The sequence below is a fragment of the Curtobacterium sp. MCPF17_021 genome, from assembly GCF_003234605.2.
Taxonomy (GTDB): Bacteria; Actinomycetota; Actinomycetes; order Actinomycetales; family Microbacteriaceae; genus Curtobacterium; species Curtobacterium flaccumfaciens.
Genome location: NZ_CP126253.1, coordinates 21,020 through 37,000, shown reverse-complemented (window position 1 = coordinate 37,000; position 15,981 = coordinate 21,020). Strand labels below are relative to the sequence as shown.

General features: G+C 66.2%; 17 protein-coding genes. 9 read left to right on the top strand and 8 right to left on the bottom strand.

The window, feature by feature from the left end:
- The first annotated feature begins 11 nt into the window (after positions 1-11).
- Positions 12-398: a DUF3846 domain-containing protein gene (locus tag DEJ29_RS18175; protein WP_284174413.1), complete on the top strand. Its 387-nt coding sequence runs from the start codon at positions 12-14 to the stop codon at positions 396-398.
- A gap of 105 nt (positions 399-503) precedes the next feature.
- Positions 504-1,967: a ParB/RepB/Spo0J family partition protein gene (locus DEJ29_RS18170; protein WP_181438263.1), complete on the top strand. Its 1,464-nt coding sequence runs from the start codon at positions 504-506 to the stop codon at positions 1,965-1,967.
- Positions 1,968-2,191: 224 nt separating this feature from the next.
- Here DEJ29_RS18170 and DEJ29_RS18165 read toward each other — a convergent pair whose 3' ends face one another.
- Positions 2,192-2,542, bottom strand: coding sequence for a hypothetical protein (locus tag DEJ29_RS18165; protein ID WP_146248393.1), 351 nt, complete (start codon positions 2,540-2,542; stop codon positions 2,192-2,194).
- Positions 2,543-3,118: 576 nt separating this feature from the next.
- On the opposite strand from DEJ29_RS18165, the gene DEJ29_RS18160 reads away from it, so the two are divergent.
- From DEJ29_RS18160 to DEJ29_RS18150, 3 genes are all read left to right on the top strand, one after another.
- Positions 3,119-3,367, top strand: coding sequence for a glutaredoxin domain-containing protein (locus DEJ29_RS18160; protein ID WP_042539574.1), 249 nt, complete (start codon positions 3,119-3,121; stop codon positions 3,365-3,367).
- A complete protein-coding gene (locus DEJ29_RS18155) occupies positions 3,367-3,834 on the top strand; it encodes a hypothetical protein (RefSeq protein WP_284174412.1) in 468 nt (155 codons plus the stop codon). The genes DEJ29_RS18160 and DEJ29_RS18155 overlap by 1 nt, the downstream gene beginning before the upstream one ends.
- 276 nt (positions 3,835-4,110) lie before the next feature.
- Positions 4,111-4,503 carry a hypothetical protein gene (locus DEJ29_RS18150; RefSeq protein WP_111095720.1) on the top strand — a complete coding sequence of 131 codons (393 nt, stop codon included), beginning with the start codon at positions 4,111-4,113 and terminating at the stop codon, positions 4,501-4,503.
- Here DEJ29_RS18150 and DEJ29_RS18145 read toward each other — a convergent pair.
- From DEJ29_RS18145 to DEJ29_RS18135, 3 genes are all read right to left on the bottom strand, one after another.
- Complete coding sequence (locus tag DEJ29_RS18145; RefSeq protein ID WP_111095719.1) at positions 4,500-4,724, bottom strand: hypothetical protein; 225 nt, start codon at positions 4,722-4,724, stop codon at positions 4,500-4,502. The genes DEJ29_RS18150 and DEJ29_RS18145 overlap by 4 nt on opposite strands.
- Positions 4,725-5,018: 294 nt before the next feature.
- Positions 5,019-6,617 (bottom strand): hypothetical protein, encoded by a 1,599-nt coding sequence (locus DEJ29_RS18140; RefSeq protein ID WP_111095718.1) that lies wholly within the window; start codon positions 6,615-6,617, stop codon positions 5,019-5,021.
- 30 nt (positions 6,618-6,647) lie between these two features.
- Positions 6,648-7,013 (bottom strand): hypothetical protein, encoded by a 366-nt coding sequence (locus tag DEJ29_RS18135; protein WP_111095717.1) that lies wholly within the window; start codon positions 7,011-7,013, stop codon positions 6,648-6,650.
- Between the two features lie 363 nt (positions 7,014-7,376).
- Between DEJ29_RS18135 and mobC the strand changes: the two genes are divergently transcribed.
- The 4 genes from mobC to DEJ29_RS18115 all read left to right on the top strand — a co-directional run bounded on the left by mobC (position 7,377) and on the right by DEJ29_RS18115 (position 10,894).
- Complete coding sequence (gene mobC, locus DEJ29_RS18130; protein WP_181438262.1) at positions 7,377-7,688, top strand: plasmid mobilization relaxosome protein MobC; 312 nt, start codon at positions 7,377-7,379, stop codon at positions 7,686-7,688.
- The gene (locus tag DEJ29_RS18125) at positions 7,685-9,277 is read left to right on the top strand and encodes a relaxase/mobilization nuclease domain-containing protein (protein ID WP_111095715.1); all 1,593 of its coding nucleotides are present in this window, start codon (positions 7,685-7,687) and stop codon (positions 9,275-9,277) included. The genes mobC and DEJ29_RS18125 overlap by 4 nt, the downstream gene beginning before the upstream one ends.
- A gap of 39 nt (positions 9,278-9,316) precedes the next feature.
- A complete protein-coding gene (locus DEJ29_RS18120) occupies positions 9,317-10,195 on the top strand; it encodes a hypothetical protein (protein ID WP_111095714.1) in 879 nt (292 codons plus the stop codon).
- Positions 10,196-10,309: 114 nt separating this feature from the next.
- A complete protein-coding gene (locus DEJ29_RS18115) occupies positions 10,310-10,894 on the top strand; it encodes a hypothetical protein (protein WP_111095713.1) in 585 nt (194 codons plus the stop codon).
- A gap of 81 nt (positions 10,895-10,975) precedes the next feature.
- Here DEJ29_RS18115 and DEJ29_RS18110 read toward each other — a convergent pair whose 3' ends face one another.
- From DEJ29_RS18110 to DEJ29_RS18095, 4 genes are all read right to left on the bottom strand, one after another.
- Positions 10,976-11,209 carry a hypothetical protein gene (locus DEJ29_RS18110; RefSeq protein WP_146248391.1) on the bottom strand — a complete coding sequence of 78 codons (234 nt, stop codon included), beginning with the start codon at positions 11,207-11,209 and terminating at the stop codon, positions 10,976-10,978.
- Between the two features lie 466 nt (positions 11,210-11,675).
- Complete coding sequence (locus DEJ29_RS18105) at positions 11,676-12,068, bottom strand: hypothetical protein (RefSeq protein WP_146248390.1); 393 nt, start codon at positions 12,066-12,068, stop codon at positions 11,676-11,678.
- Positions 12,047-15,256, bottom strand: coding sequence for a cutinase family protein (locus tag DEJ29_RS18100; RefSeq protein WP_146248389.1), 3,210 nt, complete (start codon positions 15,254-15,256; stop codon positions 12,047-12,049). The genes DEJ29_RS18105 and DEJ29_RS18100 overlap by 22 nt, the downstream gene beginning before the upstream one ends.
- Positions 15,257-15,580: 324 nt before the next feature.
- The gene (locus DEJ29_RS18095) at positions 15,581-15,979 is read right to left on the bottom strand and encodes a DUF4913 domain-containing protein (protein WP_111095711.1); all 399 of its coding nucleotides are present in this window, start codon (positions 15,977-15,979) and stop codon (positions 15,581-15,583) included.
- Positions 15,980-15,981: the final 2 nt, after the last annotated feature.

Sequence of the window (15,981 nt, the reverse complement as noted above, 5' to 3'; positions counted from 1 at the left end):
AAATGAAGTTGATGGGTATTCGAGCGACCGCAGATGGTGCCGTTGAAGGCGTCGTCGTGAACGCGGCGCAGTCCACCCTGCAGGGCACGCGGGAGCAGATCGGGTGCCGCCTGGTGGACGTGGTCCGCCTCGACGGCCGGATCGACGCGTGGATCGATGACGAGGGCATGTACGTGGGCGAGTGCAACGACCTCGCCACCGTCGCAGCGGTCGCCCTCGGGCGTTCCAAGGCGGCGTCGCCGCTGTACGGGACGGTCCTGTTCCTGACCTACGACGAAGCCGGGGACACCCGGTCGCTGTCGCCGGATCAATACACCGCCGTCATGCGCGCCTTCCAGCACGCACGTGCGGCGCTCACCCGGGCAGAAACGCTGACCGCAGTGCTCCGCCAGCAGTAACACCCAGCAGTCCCACCCACAAGAAAAGACCGGGTGCGGAGTTCCCGACAATCACTACTTGCCAGGACCCGCACCCGGTCACTACCGGAAAGCGTAGCAAACGACATGACCATGACTGAGAACACCCAGACCACCACCGCTGCCGAGGGCATCGACCTGGTGCGCGTCCCCGCCGCGGACGTGGTGATCGAGAACAACGTCCGCACCGCGGCCGACCTCGACCCCGCGTTCCTGGCCTCCGTGAAGCGCCACGGGGTGCTCCTGCCGACCATCGGCTACCGGAACACTGACGGGGCCGTGGTGGTCCGCGACGGCCAGATGCGCGTCCTCGCCGCCCGCGAGGCAGCCGTCAACGTCCCCGTGTTCGTCACGGCCCGTGACGACAGCACCGCAGTGCGGATCGTGGAGCAGTTGGTCGCCAACGAGCGCCGTACCGCGCTGACCGACGGGGACCGGCTCAACGCCTACCGGCAGTTGGAACTCGCCGGACTCTCCGTCGTCGGGATCGCCCGCGAAACTGGCACCGACAAGGAGCAGGTGAAGGCGACGCTCACCGTGGCGAAGTCGGCGGCCGCGACCGCCGCGGTGGTCGACCGTCAGGCGTCGTTCGACGCGGCTCTGCTGCTGGCCGAGTTCGAGGGCGACGAGGACGCCACGGCGGAACTGAACGAGTACATCAGCGAGGGTTACGACGACGAACTGCAGTTCGTCGCCCAGCAGCACCGCAACCGGAAGATCGCCGAAGCGGAAGCCGTCAAGGTGGCAGACCAGTCCCGGGAGCAGGGCATCACCGTCCTGGACGATGACGCCACCGGGTGGAAGTACCTCGACACGCTGTCCGACGAGCCGGTGCCCGAGGACGACCCGCGGGCCATGCTCGCCGCCATCGAACCCGACGCCCACACCGCCTGCCAGGGGCACGCGGTGCTGGTGCGGCCGACCGGTGACAGCGCGTCCGTGACCGCGGTGTGCACGACCCCGGAGCAGCACACCGCCCGGCACCCTTACGACCGCCCCGCGGCCGAGTTGACGCCGGAGCAGGAAGCCGAGCACGCCGCGGCCGTCGAAGCAGCGGAAGCCCGCCGCCAGCGGGACAACCGCCTCGCGGATGAGTGGACCGCCGCACGCGAGGTTCGCCGGACCTGGCTCGCCGGACTCGTCGGTTCGAAGACGCTCCCGAAGGACGCCGCACGGTGGACCGCATCCGTCCTGATCGTCGGGACCCGGGACTACTACTACGGCCAGGGGGTTCGCGTCACCGACCTGCTGGGCGTCCCCGAAGACGCCGACGCGGCCGAGTGGGCCAGCAAGCGGCCCGGGAAGGCGCAGCACGTCGCGTTCGCGTTCGCCCTCGCCGAGGTCGAAACGAACGTCGGCCGGTACGGGTGGAGCATGGCGGACACCGTGGCGGTGCCGTACCTCAACCAGTTGGTCGCGTGGGGCTACACGCTCTCCCACGTCGAGCAGATCGTCACCGGTGCAGCATCAGCCGACGACGAGGCCCCGGCCACCATCGAAGCAGCCGAGAACGCCGACCAGGACGCCGAACCGGACACGGCTACCGACTAGGTGAACCGGTGTGGGGGCCGCAGCCAGCGACCCCCACGCCCATCGACTACGCTTTTTGTACCCGCGATACGCAAAACGTCTCGCCATCCTGGTTCTGGTGTCCGTGGGCTGCGCGACGGCTCCGCCGCCGCGGCAAGGGGCTCCGCCCCCTCCCCGACCCCGGCGCTGCTCGACGGAGCTCGCAGCGCGACGGCGCCGCAAAGCGGCGCCGCGATCAAGAGCGCTCAGGGGGAGACGAGATCCCCGGTAGTCGACGTCGACGCACGGGGGCGGGTGATCCAGGCGAGCTGATGCTCGTCGCAGAACCGGCCCGGCAGCTCGTCGCCGGTGTCAAGGTCGACCGGTTCCCACGCCTCCGGTTCCGCCGGATCGGTGCACCCGTCGACGTCGCAGGGCACCAGGTCCGCGGGCTGCACCCAGAACGAGTGCACGACCTCGATCGACCGACCAAGGACGTGGTCGACGTCGGCGGGTGCGGATAGTGGGGGACTGGTGTCCTCGTGCTCGAGCAGGACGTCGATCGGGTTGCCCTGATTCCTGGGCCGGCCCTTCCGGGCGCCGCGGCGAGATCTCATGCCCCGGATGCTGCCAGCCGTACCGGCCCACGCTCTGCCGGACCCGCCGGAACGAGGTGCGTCCAGAGCTTCCGGCCGGGGGCCGGGAGTCGCTTCGCTCCGGGTGGAACCGGCTTCGCCGGCACTGTCTGGGCCTGGCGGCCCGTTTCTTTGCCGTGAAGCCTTCGGCAGCGCACGTCCGTCCGGGTTCCGCGCAAGCGGCAAGCCGCCGGATCCTCCGAGATTTTCGGCACGCGGTCGCTTCGCTCCCTTATTTCGCGCCGAAATTTCTCTCCCCCTCCGCCCTTCGGGTTGCACTACACCCTCCCGTCCTAGCGGCGACAAGTCGCCTTCACGGCAAAAAACGAGAGGGAGAGGAAGAACAAATGAGATACCAGATCGAGACCATTCGTAAATGTCATGCTCTGGTTCCCAACAATGCAGATGCATAGGTTGGCGACAGGTGTGCCGACCGGCAGAAAAATAGGAGAAGAATGTACGACAAAGGCTACCGATATAGGCCCGCGCGTTATAGAATAGAAGCATGCAACGGGGGAGGGGCCCCCACGCATCACAATCTTTCGGAAGGTGATTTCGATGAGCATTACGGTTTACACCAAGTCCGGGTTCTGCGGTATGTGCAAGGCAACCGAGCGGGCTCTCGACTCCGCTGGCATCGAGTACACCGAGGTGATCCTCGACGACGTCGACCAGGCGCAGATCGAGGAGTGGAAGACCACCCTCGGCACCAACGCCCCGATCGTCGTCACCGACACGGAGACCGGGTCCTGGAGCGGGTTCCGCCCCGACAAGATCGGCGAACTCGCCTCGAGCGCGGCCGCGTGATGACGATGACCCTCGAGCGTCCGACCACCCTCCGCCCCGACGCCATCCAGCAGTCCACCCGCGACGCCGTCGACGAGCTCTACGCCGGCGACACCGTGGCCGCGTTCCGAGCGATCGACGCCGCTACCGCGGACCCGACCGAGAGTGTTCGCGAGTGGGAACTCACCGACGAGCAGCGCCAGGTGTGGGAGGCCGGCTACATGGTCGGGTTCCAGATGGCCGCCCCGGCGCTCATGGCCGAGGTCGCCTCGCTGCGGGCCCGCCTCGAGCAAGCCGAACACGACGCCGACCGGTACTACGCCGAGATGTGCCGCCGACCCGCCCCGGCCGACCCGCCCCGGCCGAGCCGGACCGTCCCACGTTCGCGGAGATCTCCCGGACCCGCGGCGAGGACGACCGCGCCGCCCGGCACGAAGCGACGATGGACCGCATGTTTCCCCAGTACGCCGGCGCCCGCGCATGATTGAGGAAACTGGAACGATGAACACTGCAGCAGAGCTCACGTCGACCGTCTCAGCACTGGGGCGAGAAGTACCCATCTGGGTCTTCCTTGTCGTCGCGGTGTTGCTCGCGCTCGGTGGTGTCGCCGCGCTCCTTGTCCGTCCAGGAAGCGCGAGCAGTACGTGTCCCAGTGCCTGCCGCGGCAACTGTCTTGTTCGTCGCGGCCGCCGTGGCGTTCCTCCCACCGTTCGCCGTCCTGCTGCAGGCGGCCATATGACCGTGGCGTCGATGGAAGACAGACCATGACGGACCAACGCCGATTTGAGTTCGCGCGCGACGTGGCGACCCCTGCACGCAGCGGCGAGCCACTCGTCGATGCGTTCTCAGCTCCGGCGAACCTCGACGAGCTCGCCGCGCCACCAGCAGACCGAGGCGACGCCGAGATCCCGATGGGGGAGTTCACCGCGAGGGAGTGGGCGGTCTTCCGTCAAGGGCAACGGTGGGGGTACGAGTCTCGGCAGGCGGAGGTCGATGCAGCATGGAATGCGTACAACGCCGCTGACTTCGACGCCGACAGGTACTACCGGGCTGCGTACGACCACGACAACCACGACTGCGCGATCCATGCGAACAAGGGTCGCTACCAGGGCGCCGCGACCAGGCTCCTGCACTGGGACGAACCAGACGACGTCTAACGGTCGCCCGCTTCGCTCCACAGCGCCGTGGAGCTGCTATGGGCGGGGCAGAGGTCGACGAATCCACGGTGCCGGCCCTCAGTGCTGTTCGCGGGCAACCAGGACTGCTCACGGGCGATGAGGCGTACTCCGTCGATGTCTTCGCCGTCGTAGGCCGGCACGAGCGTTGCGGTGCAGCCGGGGTGGTCGCACCGCATGATCACGGTCGGGTTCACGGTCACGGCTGCAGTCTTCCGCACCGTTCGGACGTCACAGCCACTCCCACGCGGTCGATCGTCCGCGGGGTGGGGAAGGTGCGGCGCTGCGCCCAGGCGTGTGTGCCGCGGCCGAGGGACCCGTTGTCGGTCTTCGTCGTCATGGTGTCGCTTCCGTCGGACGTGCTGTGTGCGAGTGGGGTGGCGCTGGGGCGACGTCGGTGGGGTGCATGACGGGTGCGAGGAGTGCAGCGGTCGCGGCGGTGGCCAGCAGCGAGCCGACGATGGCGAGCTGCTGGCCGCCGCGAGTGCGAATCTTGATCACCGTTCGATACCGCCGCCGCGCTGCGTGGACGATGTCGGACGGGACGGCCCTGTTGATGGCGCTGCGGGATCGGCGTGTGAGGCCGCCGCGTGCCGGAGTGATGACGCCACATCCATCGGGTACGAGCTGACGGACTTCTGCTCCACTGCGTGAGCAGCGGTGTCGGTGGTCGACGGTGCAGCGTGTGTCTCGTTCGGGGCGTGCGGAGCGTTGACGTGTTGGTCGACCTCGAGGGAGACCGGGTCGCCGGGGCTGGTGAGCGCAGTGTCGGTGTAGGGGGTTCGTGGGTCCCACTGCGTGCCGGTGAGTCCGTGCTCGTCGAGTTGCTGGTGCAGTTCCGCACGCACGCTGTCGGCCTGCTCTTGCGCGGCGGCGACGCGTGCGGGGTCGGACGGTGTGGGTTCTTCGCCGTCGAACCATTCGGGCCCTGCGTTGCCCGAGTAGATCGTGGCCTGGTCTTCCAACAACCGGAGCTGCGATTCGAGGTCGCCGAGGTGTTCGACGACTGTTTCCGGGACAGGGGTGGGGAGTGCGTCCGCCCGGTCGCCGGTCGCGGCGCGGGGATCCAGGTACGTGCCGTCGAGGTGGAGGTTGTCGACCTCCGTCAGGAGGGCGGCGTACGCGCTGTGCGCTTCGACCTCACGACCTGGCTCGCTGGCGAGCGCGACCCAGGTCTGCGTCATCTGCTCGATGTGTTGGTCGACCTCGAGGGAGATCAGCTCACCGGTGCTGGTGCGCGGGTTGTCGACGTCCGTAGCGGCGGCTGCCTGTTCGCTCCCGAGCTGCCCGTATTCGGCGGTGGCCGCTTCGTCAGCGGCGGACCAGCGGTCGATGACTCCGGTGAGGACGTCGCCGAGTGGCGCGGTGGGGGAGGTGCCGGCGGTTTCGTGTGCGGCCGCGTAGAGGGCTTCGGCGTTGGTGGCGGAACCGAACTCGGCGTTCGCGTTCGCTGCGAGCTCGACGGCGCTTGCGGCGCTGCCGGGGTCGTGTTCGAGACGGTCGATAGCGGCGTTGACGTGGTCCCGCACGCCATCGGCATACCCGTCGAGGTCTGCCGTCTCGACGACTCCGGATGCGAGGTCGTCTTGTGTGGCTGCTGAGCTCCGCAGCCCGAACTCGACGCCGCGGACGGCACGGTCGTTGAACCGGTCACTGTCGGCTGCTGCGGCGATCTCCCCGAGGGGCGCCGCGGCTGCGACGCCGGCGTCTTCGTGTGCTGCGGTGAACAGGTTCACCGCGCGTTGAGCAACCGCGGGCGAGGTGTGTTGCCACTCGCCGTATGCCTCCGCTGCGATCCGCACGGTCGTTGTCGGTGATGAGGTCTTCACGGTCAGGTTGTGCATGGCGTCGTCGAGCGCGGCTGCGCGCTCGGCCGCGGCCGCGGTGACCTGGTCCCGCGATGTCCTGCCTGCGGCGAGATCGTCGCGGATGCGTTCGGCGGCGTTCCGGCCGAGGTCCACGTCGGAGCGTGCGAGGTCGGCGAGCGAGGACGCCTGTTCGGCTGCCCGCTCGTTCTGTGCGGGCGTGGCGATGGGTGCGCGGTTCTGTCGACGGAACCGGGCAAGGAACCCGGTGCGGGGTTGCGGGTCAGACATGGGGCTGCTCCTTCGGTTGTGGTCCGACCGCTACGCGGCGGCCTGGTCTGCTGCCTGATCGGATGTGTCGGCGTCTTCTGCTCGAGAGATCTCTCGCGCCGGGGTCGTTGCCGCGCTGCCGCTGGAATTACGTCGCCGGGTGGTGCTGGTGCGCTTCTTCGCCGGCTTCGGCGACGCCGTCGGCAGTCCGAAGCTGGCGAGCTCGGACTCGTTCCACCCCGCGTCGACGGCGAGAGCGACAGCGGTGTCGAGGTCTGAGCGCAGCTGCTGCAGCTGCGCTTCGGCGTCGGCCACTGCGTCGGCTGCGGTGACGGTGTCGCGGAGCGCTGCGAGGCGCTGCTGGTGCGCTTCTTCAGCGCGGCGGGTGATGTCGTCGAGGTCGTATCTGGTTGCCATGCATCCAGTGAAAGACGGGCTCACGCGCGCAAGGTCACACACTTTTCGACGCCCGCCGAACATCGGACTCGCGATGCTCGTGCCGTCCCTGCTGAAACCAGGCCGTGCTGCGCACGTGAAGGCGCTCGGCGCCGTGTTGGTGGGGAGCAAGCTATACAGTTACGTGCCGTAACTGGCTTGATCTGCTTCCGTTCCGGTGGCAGATGCGGCAGGCTGGGCCTACCGGTCCCCGCTTGGGGCGGGTTCGTTGCACTGGGCTGGAGGGCGTTGATGGCAGAGGCAGTGCCTTCGGCTCGGGCGCGTTCCAGGCGCCGGCGAGCGAACACCAGTGCTGGTCCGCGGAACATCCCGCACAAGGTGATGGTGAACGCGGAGGAAGAGGCGGCGCTGGTCGGTCGTGCGCACGCTGCCGGCGGGATCACGATTCCGCGGCTGCTGCTGGAGAGCGCGTTGGCTGAGCCGTCCGGGACGTCGTCGACCGAGCGTCGCGACCGCGTCGCGGATCTGTTGACGATCCGCCGGCTACTGTCGGCGAACTCGAACAACCTGAACCAGATCGCGCGCCTGGCCAACGCCGGTGAGGGCATTGCGGGTGAGCTGCCGCACACGTTGCGTGCGATCCGCGCGTTGTGCGATCGGATCGATCGGATCCTCGTTGAGGAGTACGCCCGATGATGCCGAACATCACGCGCGGCGATCGTGCGTCCGGGCTGCTGGCGTACCTGGTGGGGCAGTCGACACGGGAGGCGCATCACCACTCCAATGCGCACACCAACCCGCACGTCGTGGCTGGCCACGACGCGATCGTGCACGACGCTCCGGCCGGCGAGCTCACGATGGACGACGCGCTCGACATCGCGAACCTGTTGGACATGCCGCGTCGCCTGTACGGGACGCGGGTGACGGTGCCTGTGAAGGAGTGGGACGACGCGGCCGGCAAGAAGGTGAAGGTCGGGGAGCGAGACGCGCACGTGTGGCATGCGTCGCTGTCGATCAAGGCTGACGAGGGTCCACTGTCGGATGCGAAGTGGGGTGACATCGCGCGCGACTTCGTCGATGGGATGGGGTTCACCGATCCGGACGGCGCGGGCTCTTGCCGGTGGGTTGCGATCCGGCATGGCGAGTCCGCCGGCGGAAACGACCACATCCACATCGCGGTGTCGCTGGTTCGCGAGGACGGTGAGAAGGCTCGCGTGCATGACGACTTCCGTCGCGCACAGCGACTCACGAACGAGCTCGAGCATAAGTACGGGCTGACGGTGCTCGCCTCCCGTGAGCAGGACAAATCCACCCTTCGCGGTGTTACGCCTGCAGAGCTCGAGCGTGCACGCCGCGACGGTGACCGGGTTACCCAACGCGACGAGCTGCGCCGTCGGTTGCGGTCCTCGTTGGCGGTCGCGACCGATGAGGTGTCCTTCATCGATCAGTGCCGCCAGCACCGCGTGCTGGTGCGTCCGCGATTCGATAAGGACGACCGTGAGCGTGTTGTTGGCTACTCGGCAGCGATTGTCCCCGAAGTCGTCGACGGCGTTCGGCAGTCTCCGATCTGGTTCGCCGGGTCGAAGCTCGACCGGAATCTGGGTCTGGGGCAACTGCGCGAACAGTGGCAGTCTGACGCTCGAACGGAAGGGGACGCCGTGGTGTTCTGGAAACGGCGCGGACGCGTCGAGAAGCAGCTCGAAGACATGCCGTCGTCGCTCGGTAAGCGGCCCACGTCTGACGAGATCCGGCAGCTGAACGAGAAGTACGGGGAGACCGTGCTGCCGGACTTCTCGGGGGCACCGCAGACGGCGTCGATGTCGCCGGCGGAAGCGTCAGCGTTCTACGCGCGCCTGTCGATGCTGACCGAGCGCGCGGTGCACGGGCCGCTGGCAGAGACGTCGAACGAGTTGGCGCAGGAGGCGCAGCCGCCACGGCGGGGCCGTCGCGGACAGCCGAAGGTGCAGCGCGGTGACGCGGCCTACTCCGCCAGACTCGCGAACCGGGCAACGTCGACGAGCTCGCGAACCGGATGGACGGCAGTGTTCCGACAGGCATCCCGCACCGCGGGTGCTGTCGCCGACGCACGCCGGGAGCGTGCAGCCCTCGTCGAGGCGCAGCGCCTTGCCGCGTCCACGACCGAAGCGAATGCCGCATGGGAGCGGTGGGCGCAGTCGATGGGCTGGAACGACCCGGCTCGGCAGGGGCCGGCGCCGGTTCAACCGCAAGCCAAGACGCGTGCACCACGCCGCGGCCGCGGTACCGATCGCGGCCAGGGCCGCTGATACCAGCAACACCGAACAGCAGGGGAAGGGTGAGTAGTTATGTCGGAAGAGGAGATCGGTCAGGAAATCGATCGAGTGATCCGAGCGGCCTCGATGGCCCTCGGACAACTTCGCGAGCACACGTCGAGGAAGCAAGCCGAACGGGACGCAGCGACGCGCACTCAGTACGACGAGCAGCGGCGAGTCCTGCAGCAGCGCATGGGCGAGCTGCACGAGGCCGTGCGCAGCCCCGACTTTTGGGCGACCGCGAACGGTGAGCGTGTTGCCAACACCGTGGACGTCATCGTCGCTGCCGGGCCGGATGTCCCGCACGGGCAGAACATGTACGACACCGTCCGCGGCAACCTCGAGCGCCGCTACGGGATCGACCTGGACGAGCTCCGCACGACTCACGCCGGCGACGCGAGCGGACGACGGCGGGCGCTAATCGACGCTGTCGACGATGCCGTGGCAGCGCGCAAGCAGTCTGCCGACGCAGACACCGGCACCGCCGATGACCTCGCCTCGGAAGCAGCCGTAGTCGGTAGTCCGGAGAAGCACGCGGATCTCGCCGACGGCAGCGAGCAGGCGCTCACGTCGGCGAATCTCGAGTCACAGGACGGGAACGCGTTGCAGGCAGGTGCCGACGCCACCGCGACCGCGGCGATCCCTGCCGACCAGTCAGCCGCATCCACCGTCGCGCAGGTGCCCGGTGGGGTGCCTGCGACATCGGCGGCGGCTGCTGGTGCCGTCTCGGCGGTACCAGCCGTCACGCGGCCGCTGACGGCCGCACAGCAGGCGCGCGCGACGGTGGATGCTAGCTACCCGATGACCGTTCGTGAGTCCCTGACGTCAGCTGCGGCCACGGGACAGGTGAAGCCGCAGAGGACGGCGGCGGCACTGCGTAACCGTCAGCGCGAAGCCACTCGGACCCGCTGACGAAAGACACTCGACAGTGACACCCCGCCATCGATGTCTTCCGATCGGCGCCGTCTGTCGGCTTCTGGTGATCGACCGCGGTACTGAACGAATCCCTTTCGAGGGTATGAAGCCATGACCGATGTCGGGGGCGTGGCGACGATCGTGCTCGGGATCGCCACGCTGATCCTGTCGATTCTGACTGCCGTTGGAGCAGCGCGAGCGAACAGTGAGCGTCGACCTGCGCAGCGCGCTGAAGATGCCGTGCAGCTGCTTCGACATCTGGACGCCGTTGATGACCTTGATGACGAACCTAAGGCGCTCAACGCGCCTGACGGCATCGCCGCCGTTCGCCGGGAGCTCGTCGGTGTGGTGCGGCAGAACGCTGCCGTGTACGCGATGCGTCAGCGGGAGTCGATCTGGGGGTCGTTCGTCCGCACGCTGCTGCTAGTTGAGGGGGCGTTCGTAATTGTCTTCGGCGGATACCTTCCCTTGCTGTACCCGGGGCAGGAGCAGAGCGTGACCCTCTCTATCGTCTTCCTCATCAGCGGCATCGTGCTGGCGTTCTCTGGGACGGTCCTCGGGTACCGGCACCACCGCTTCCAGGCCGCTCGCCGGCTTGCGGGGACCGACCCACCGACCTTCTGGGCCCAAGTGCAGGATCTGCGCCGGGTCGTTCGCAATCGCCGCGCTGTGCGCCGCAGTCGGTCTCGTCGTTAGGAACCTGTTTCCGTTCGGCCGAGTGCACGGGCAAGGCGGTTCAGCCCATGCCGTGCAAGGTTGACGCCTGCGCCGAGCGGATCAGTCAAGCATGCTGGCCGCGTTCCGGACGGCTTCTTTGATCCACCCTTCGCACCTTGCCCGTTCCGCGTACGAGCGTGCACGGGCGGCGAGCACGGCGGCGGGAATATCGTCGTCATCGAGCTGGTCACGCAGATCCTTGATCTCGTCATGCAGGGCTCGTTGTCCCGGCCGCACAGCCTCGGCAAGGTTTCCGAGAGGGCTCCACAGGGTGTCACGCGGCGACTTCGTCATGCTTGCATCCTGGCACTCACGTTGACCGGACGCCCTAGCCCTACGTCGCCATATTGTGCCGATAATGTATCTTATGTCAGATTCATCGTCGCGCACTCGATTCGACGAGTGACGTGCAGCCGCGGGCATCGTGCTTGTGGTCCCGCGGTGCGCGCACGTGACCCTCGATGGCTACGGAAACGCCAGGCCCGCGTCCAGAGCTGTGCTCTGCTTCGCGCGTGGACTTGGCCGGCTGCCTCCCGGCTCGGAACTCCTGGCGATCGGATTGTTGTGAACTGTGTCGAGCTGCGGACGTTGTTTGATGCATGGTATGCGGTACTGAAGGATCGCCGGAGGGCGCCAGGTAATCCGGGAACCTTCGTGAAGCTGCCTCGCGGTGCGCACATGGTCTACGAAAAGACGGGACAACCACCCCCCTGTCCGCCCCTGGCCGCGAATGAAGCGACTACCCGCCGCCGCCATCCGACTACAACGGGGTCGTGATTCTGAGGATGACGAGTGACAATCCTGCCAAAGCAGTCACCGCGCCGAGCGCAGCGAGAGGGAACCAAAAGCCGACAAGGCCTCTCCGATGACGACGAAGGCCCAAAACTGCGCCAGCGGCAACTGCGGCAATGCCGCCAAAGAGGGACAGCCCCATGCTGCTGAACCAGGGGCCGTCGCCGCAACCTGTGCGCGGACCTGCCCAACAAAGCCCGTAGGCGTAAAGATTCTCGTTGAACACGTATCCGGCGGAGAAGAGCACGGCGACTATTCCCACCGCGAAAAGAATCCAAATAGCAAGTAAATCACCTCGGGAAAGCTGCCCTTCTTGCATTCCTCGAGCATCACGCGACATCATGCGAATTGCCTCAACCACTTCTCCATCTTTTTTGCTGTGGCTTCATTCGCATACGAGTTGTGTACATCCAAGGAAGTCCCGGGCCCCTGGCAGAAGATATCGTCTTTATAGCACCAGGATCTCACCTGCTGCACCCTCTTCCCCTTATTGTTTTTAGCGGTGAACTTATCCACCGAGTGGTGGTAAGAACTGAGTTTGCCGAAGTAGCCGCCGTTTCCGGGGGCATCTACCTTCTCGTTAGCATAGTACGTTGGGTCGCCCCCAAATACTCCTCCCCAAAATTCCAACTTCGCAGTCTTCGAAAGATTCCCCTTTGCAAGAACGTCTCCAACTACTTGCGCTCCTTGCGAGTGACCGGCGACCCACACCTTTGTGGAGGGGCATTTGTTTGCAACCGAGTTCATTTCCGCGGTCAGGGCTTTTTGTCCTGCCGATACACTATTCCAGTACAGAGAGGTCGCGCCGGCTCCGGTCCATGTGGCCGGGTAATTCAACGACTCAACGGTGATGCCGGAGACGTCGTTTTTCAGCTTCTGGCTGAGCTTCTCATTTGCACCGAAACCGCCCTTAGTCCAGCCATGGCCCCACCGAGATTTTCCGGATCCCTTAGCTGAATGTGTACCTCGCACTGCGATCAAAAGCCACTTTGGACAGCTCGAGGCTGCGGCGACCTGCAGCCTGCTGCTTTGCAACGGATCGGGGGTCGAGAGTTCCGGGTCCGGGGTCGCGACGAACGACCAGACGGGGGAAACAGTGTCGGCGGTTCCAGACCCGTCGTTCAGAGGCCCCTTCGCCTCGGCCCGCCAGTAATAGGTCTGTCCGTCTACGAGCGTCCCCTCGGCGATCGAGAGCGGGTGCGCAGACCAATCGGACTGCGCGACGATTCCAGCCCCATCTTGCCCAGTGCTAACTGTGTACTGCAGTTTCACGTCATCGCTGAAGGGTGCGCCGTCCATGTTTGCGTAGAGGTCGGGTGCGCTGCCGTCGGTGTCTGCGCCGTCAGCGATCGATGGCACGAAGTTCCCGCTGGTCCAAAGCCCCGTGCCGAATCCGAGCGTTGCCTCCGTGCTGGCGCTGGTGGTATGGATGGTCGTTGTAGCGACGATCGAGTGCGCCGCAGCGCCCGCAGGAATGGTCACGCTCGCGGTCGTCGACGACTGGGCGCTGAGTGGCTGGCTGTCACCCTCGGTGCCATCGACGGTCAGCGATAGATCTGCCGCATTCGTGTATGCCGGCGGCGCAGTGACAGAGCAGGTCACCGCGGAGCTGAGCGCATCATGCTGCCAACTGCCATCGTGATATGGCTCGGGGCAGCTGATGGTGGCTTTAGGGGCTGCGCTGGCGATGAAAGACCACGTCGGCGACTGGATGGCCTTCATTGTGGAGGATCCTCCGCTGGTGCCGCGAGCGGTGACGTTCCAGTAGTAAGCGCCGCCGGGGGTGAGATCGGCGGCAGGCATCGGGAATTCGCCTGAGATCCAGTCGCTAACAGCTACCGGGCTGCTGGCTCCATTAGGGTCACTCGTGATTGTGTAACGAAACTGCGTATCCGGCCCAAAGTTGTCGCCCGCGGGCGTGGCCGCGAGCGATCCAGCTGTGTCTGCCTCAGTGCCGTCGGCGGGAGTTGGGACCAGCGGCTTGAGCGCCCAGTCGCCGAGTCCGAATGAGTAGGTGTTGGTAGCGACAGGACTCCCGAGGTTGTCGTCGACTTCGACGTCAATTGTGTGGACGCCTCCCTGCGCCGGGATTGTGACTGACGTGGTCGTCGTGCCGGTTTCGGACAAATCGTTAAGACTGTCGAGATCGCCGTCGAGAGTGATCGCAGCTTGCTCATCGCTGGCTGCTGCCGGGGGCGCCACGATGGTGCAGGTGATGTCCGACTCGGGAGTCGTCGGTGCCCAACTGCCCGCACCATAGGGGCTTTGACACGAGATGGTCGGCGCTTGTGGATTTACGTACCAGCCCTGTACATCGATGACGTAGTCGGTGGGGTCGGCGATATTATTGAGGCTGATCTTGCCGTTGGATCCGAGGGCAACGGTGACGGTGTTGGTGCGGATCTCGTCAGTTTGGAAGTTAATTGACGTCGTATCCGGTTGCGTCGTCCCGTTAGCCCACACAGCCGCTCGGCCTTCGCTACCGCCGTGCACGGCGGTCAGTGTGAGGACGACCGCGGTGATGCCGGAACCCATGACGGGAACGCCCGCTTGGCCTGCCACCGGGATGGCGCGGGTCTCGTTCTTCGCGAGGATGCTGCTGCCTGACGCCCGGGAGTCAAGCACACGGCCAACGCCGGGTGTAAATGACGCGCCAGTGGCACCCGCGGCGGTGAAGTACCCCTGCAGATCAACGACAAGGTTGATGGTCGACGATCCGTTGTAGATCGTCATCTTCCCGCTCGAGGACAGCCGCACCTGCGCCTGGATCGACGTGTTCACCGACGGGGCGTAGTGCAACGCGTTGTCGGGACGGGTGGTCCCTGTCGCGTACGGGGTGAGGTACCCGTCCGAAGCCGTGGAGTTGATCGGCAGGAGGTTCACGACCGCGCCCGATGCGCCGGCCGGGACACCGTTGGCGCCGGTGACCTGAATGTCGACGCTCTTCCCCGGCGCGAGCAGCGCCTTCGGGGCACCGAGCCCGGAACGGGTATCGACGATGCGCTTGCCAGCCACGGGAACGAAGCCGCCGGCGGCGGTGCCGTCGGTGTTCGCGGTGTAGTAGCCCTGCACGTCGAGGATCAGCCGTGCGGCCGTCTCGGTCGACACCTGGATGGTGCCGGCTGCGCTCACGGCGACGATCGCACTGTTGGAGACGTACTCCCCAGCGTTGTCGTTGTAGACCAGCATCGTCGTGCGCGACGTGTCCGCATCCGGACGGCCATAGAGGATGCCGTTGTCGGGCGAGCCGCTGACGGTCGCGTTCAGCGACACAGCGCCCACGGTGCCGTCGTCGGGGATTCCGGCGAGGCCGGCGATCTTGATGGTCCGGTACTTGCCGGCCTCCATCGGTGTGCTGAACCCGCCGGTACCGACCTTGGTGTCCAGGACACGGCCGGACGCGGGCACGAACACGCCACCGGTGCCGGTGTCGTTGATGGCCTGCGCCGGGGTGGCGACGAGTAGTGATCCGACAAGTGCGAGCGCGCCGAGTGTGGCAGCAGCGATGCTGCGCCTCCTCGTGCGCGGAGCGTGCAGCAGAATACGCACGAACCCCCCAATTCAGAGTGACCGCACCAATTGCTGTCAGCTTCTGGAGCATATGGGGATGCGGAACACGTTCATCCCCCACCCGTTTGGGGGTAGACAGGAAAACCCCTGATAAGAACGGGTAGTACCGCGATGGGCTTAATGTACCTTCAGTTAAAGAAGCTCTAGAGATCCCGGCGGGCTGTTGGTCCGATCGTCTGTCGAATGAGCTTCGCAGCGTCGGCGTCAGCACCGGAACGCGATGCGACCGCTGAGTATGGAGGCTCGGAACCCTGCATCGCGAGTGTCCTGACGACGAGTGACGATGGTCGCGGTCGCCCGTCGTCACTCGTCGTCAGGGCGCTGCGCTGGGAACATCTCGGGGACGTCGGCCTGCGAGCTCTTGTACTTCTCGGCCGAGAGTCGCCAGAAGGGACCGTCCTGGCTGGTGATGACGTCCATGAGTGGATCGAACGTGTCCTTCCAGAACGCGGCCATCGCCGTCATTCCTGCTTGATCCGGGAGACGATCCCACTCCCATGCCCGCCACATGGCTTCGAACCGGTCGAGTACTTCCGGGTAGTCGAACCAGTTCTCCGCCCACAGGTACTGCTTCGGGTTCCGGCGGAACATCGGTCGCACGAACCCGTCGACGAACTCGTACACGTTCTCGTACACCGGCTCGATCGCCAGGCTCGGCGTCGCGTCGGCTGCTTCGGGCTCGTTCTCGTCGAATCCCTCCATGA

Excerpts from the sequence above, each read along its gene's own strand:
- DEJ29_RS18140 (WP_111095718.1), bottom strand. The coding sequence starts at position 6,617 with ATGTCTGACCCGCAACCCCGCACCGGGTTCCTTGCCCGGTTCCGTCGA.
- DEJ29_RS18095 (WP_111095711.1), bottom strand. The coding sequence starts at position 15,979 with ATGGAGGGATTCGACGAGAACGAGCCCGAAGCAGCCGACGCGACGCCG.
- DEJ29_RS18110 (WP_146248391.1), bottom strand. The coding sequence starts at position 11,209 with ATGACGAAGTCGCCGCGTGACACCCTGTGGAGCCCTCTCGGAAACCTT.
- DEJ29_RS18165 (WP_146248393.1), bottom strand. The coding sequence starts at position 2,542 with ATGAGATCTCGCCGCGGCGCCCGGAAGGGCCGGCCCAGGAATCAGGGC.
- DEJ29_RS18115 (WP_111095713.1), top strand. The coding sequence starts at position 10,310 with ATGACCGATGTCGGGGGCGTGGCGACGATCGTGCTCGGGATCGCCACG.
- DEJ29_RS18175 (WP_284174413.1), top strand. The coding sequence starts at position 12 with ATGGGTATTCGAGCGACCGCAGATGGTGCCGTTGAAGGCGTCGTCGTG.
- DEJ29_RS18120 (WP_111095714.1), top strand. The coding sequence starts at position 9,317 with ATGTCGGAAGAGGAGATCGGTCAGGAAATCGATCGAGTGATCCGAGCG.
- DEJ29_RS18155 (WP_284174412.1), top strand. The coding sequence starts at position 3,367 with ATGACGATGACCCTCGAGCGTCCGACCACCCTCCGCCCCGACGCCATC.
- DEJ29_RS18125 (WP_111095715.1), top strand. The coding sequence starts at position 7,685 with ATGATGCCGAACATCACGCGCGGCGATCGTGCGTCCGGGCTGCTGGCG.
- DEJ29_RS18170 (WP_181438263.1), top strand. The coding sequence starts at position 504 with ATGACCATGACTGAGAACACCCAGACCACCACCGCTGCCGAGGGCATC.
- DEJ29_RS18160 (WP_042539574.1), top strand. The coding sequence starts at position 3,119 with ATGAGCATTACGGTTTACACCAAGTCCGGGTTCTGCGGTATGTGCAAG.
- DEJ29_RS18150 (WP_111095720.1), top strand. The coding sequence starts at position 4,111 with ATGACGGACCAACGCCGATTTGAGTTCGCGCGCGACGTGGCGACCCCT.
- DEJ29_RS18135 (WP_111095717.1), bottom strand. The coding sequence starts at position 7,013 with ATGGCAACCAGATACGACCTCGACGACATCACCCGCCGCGCTGAAGAA.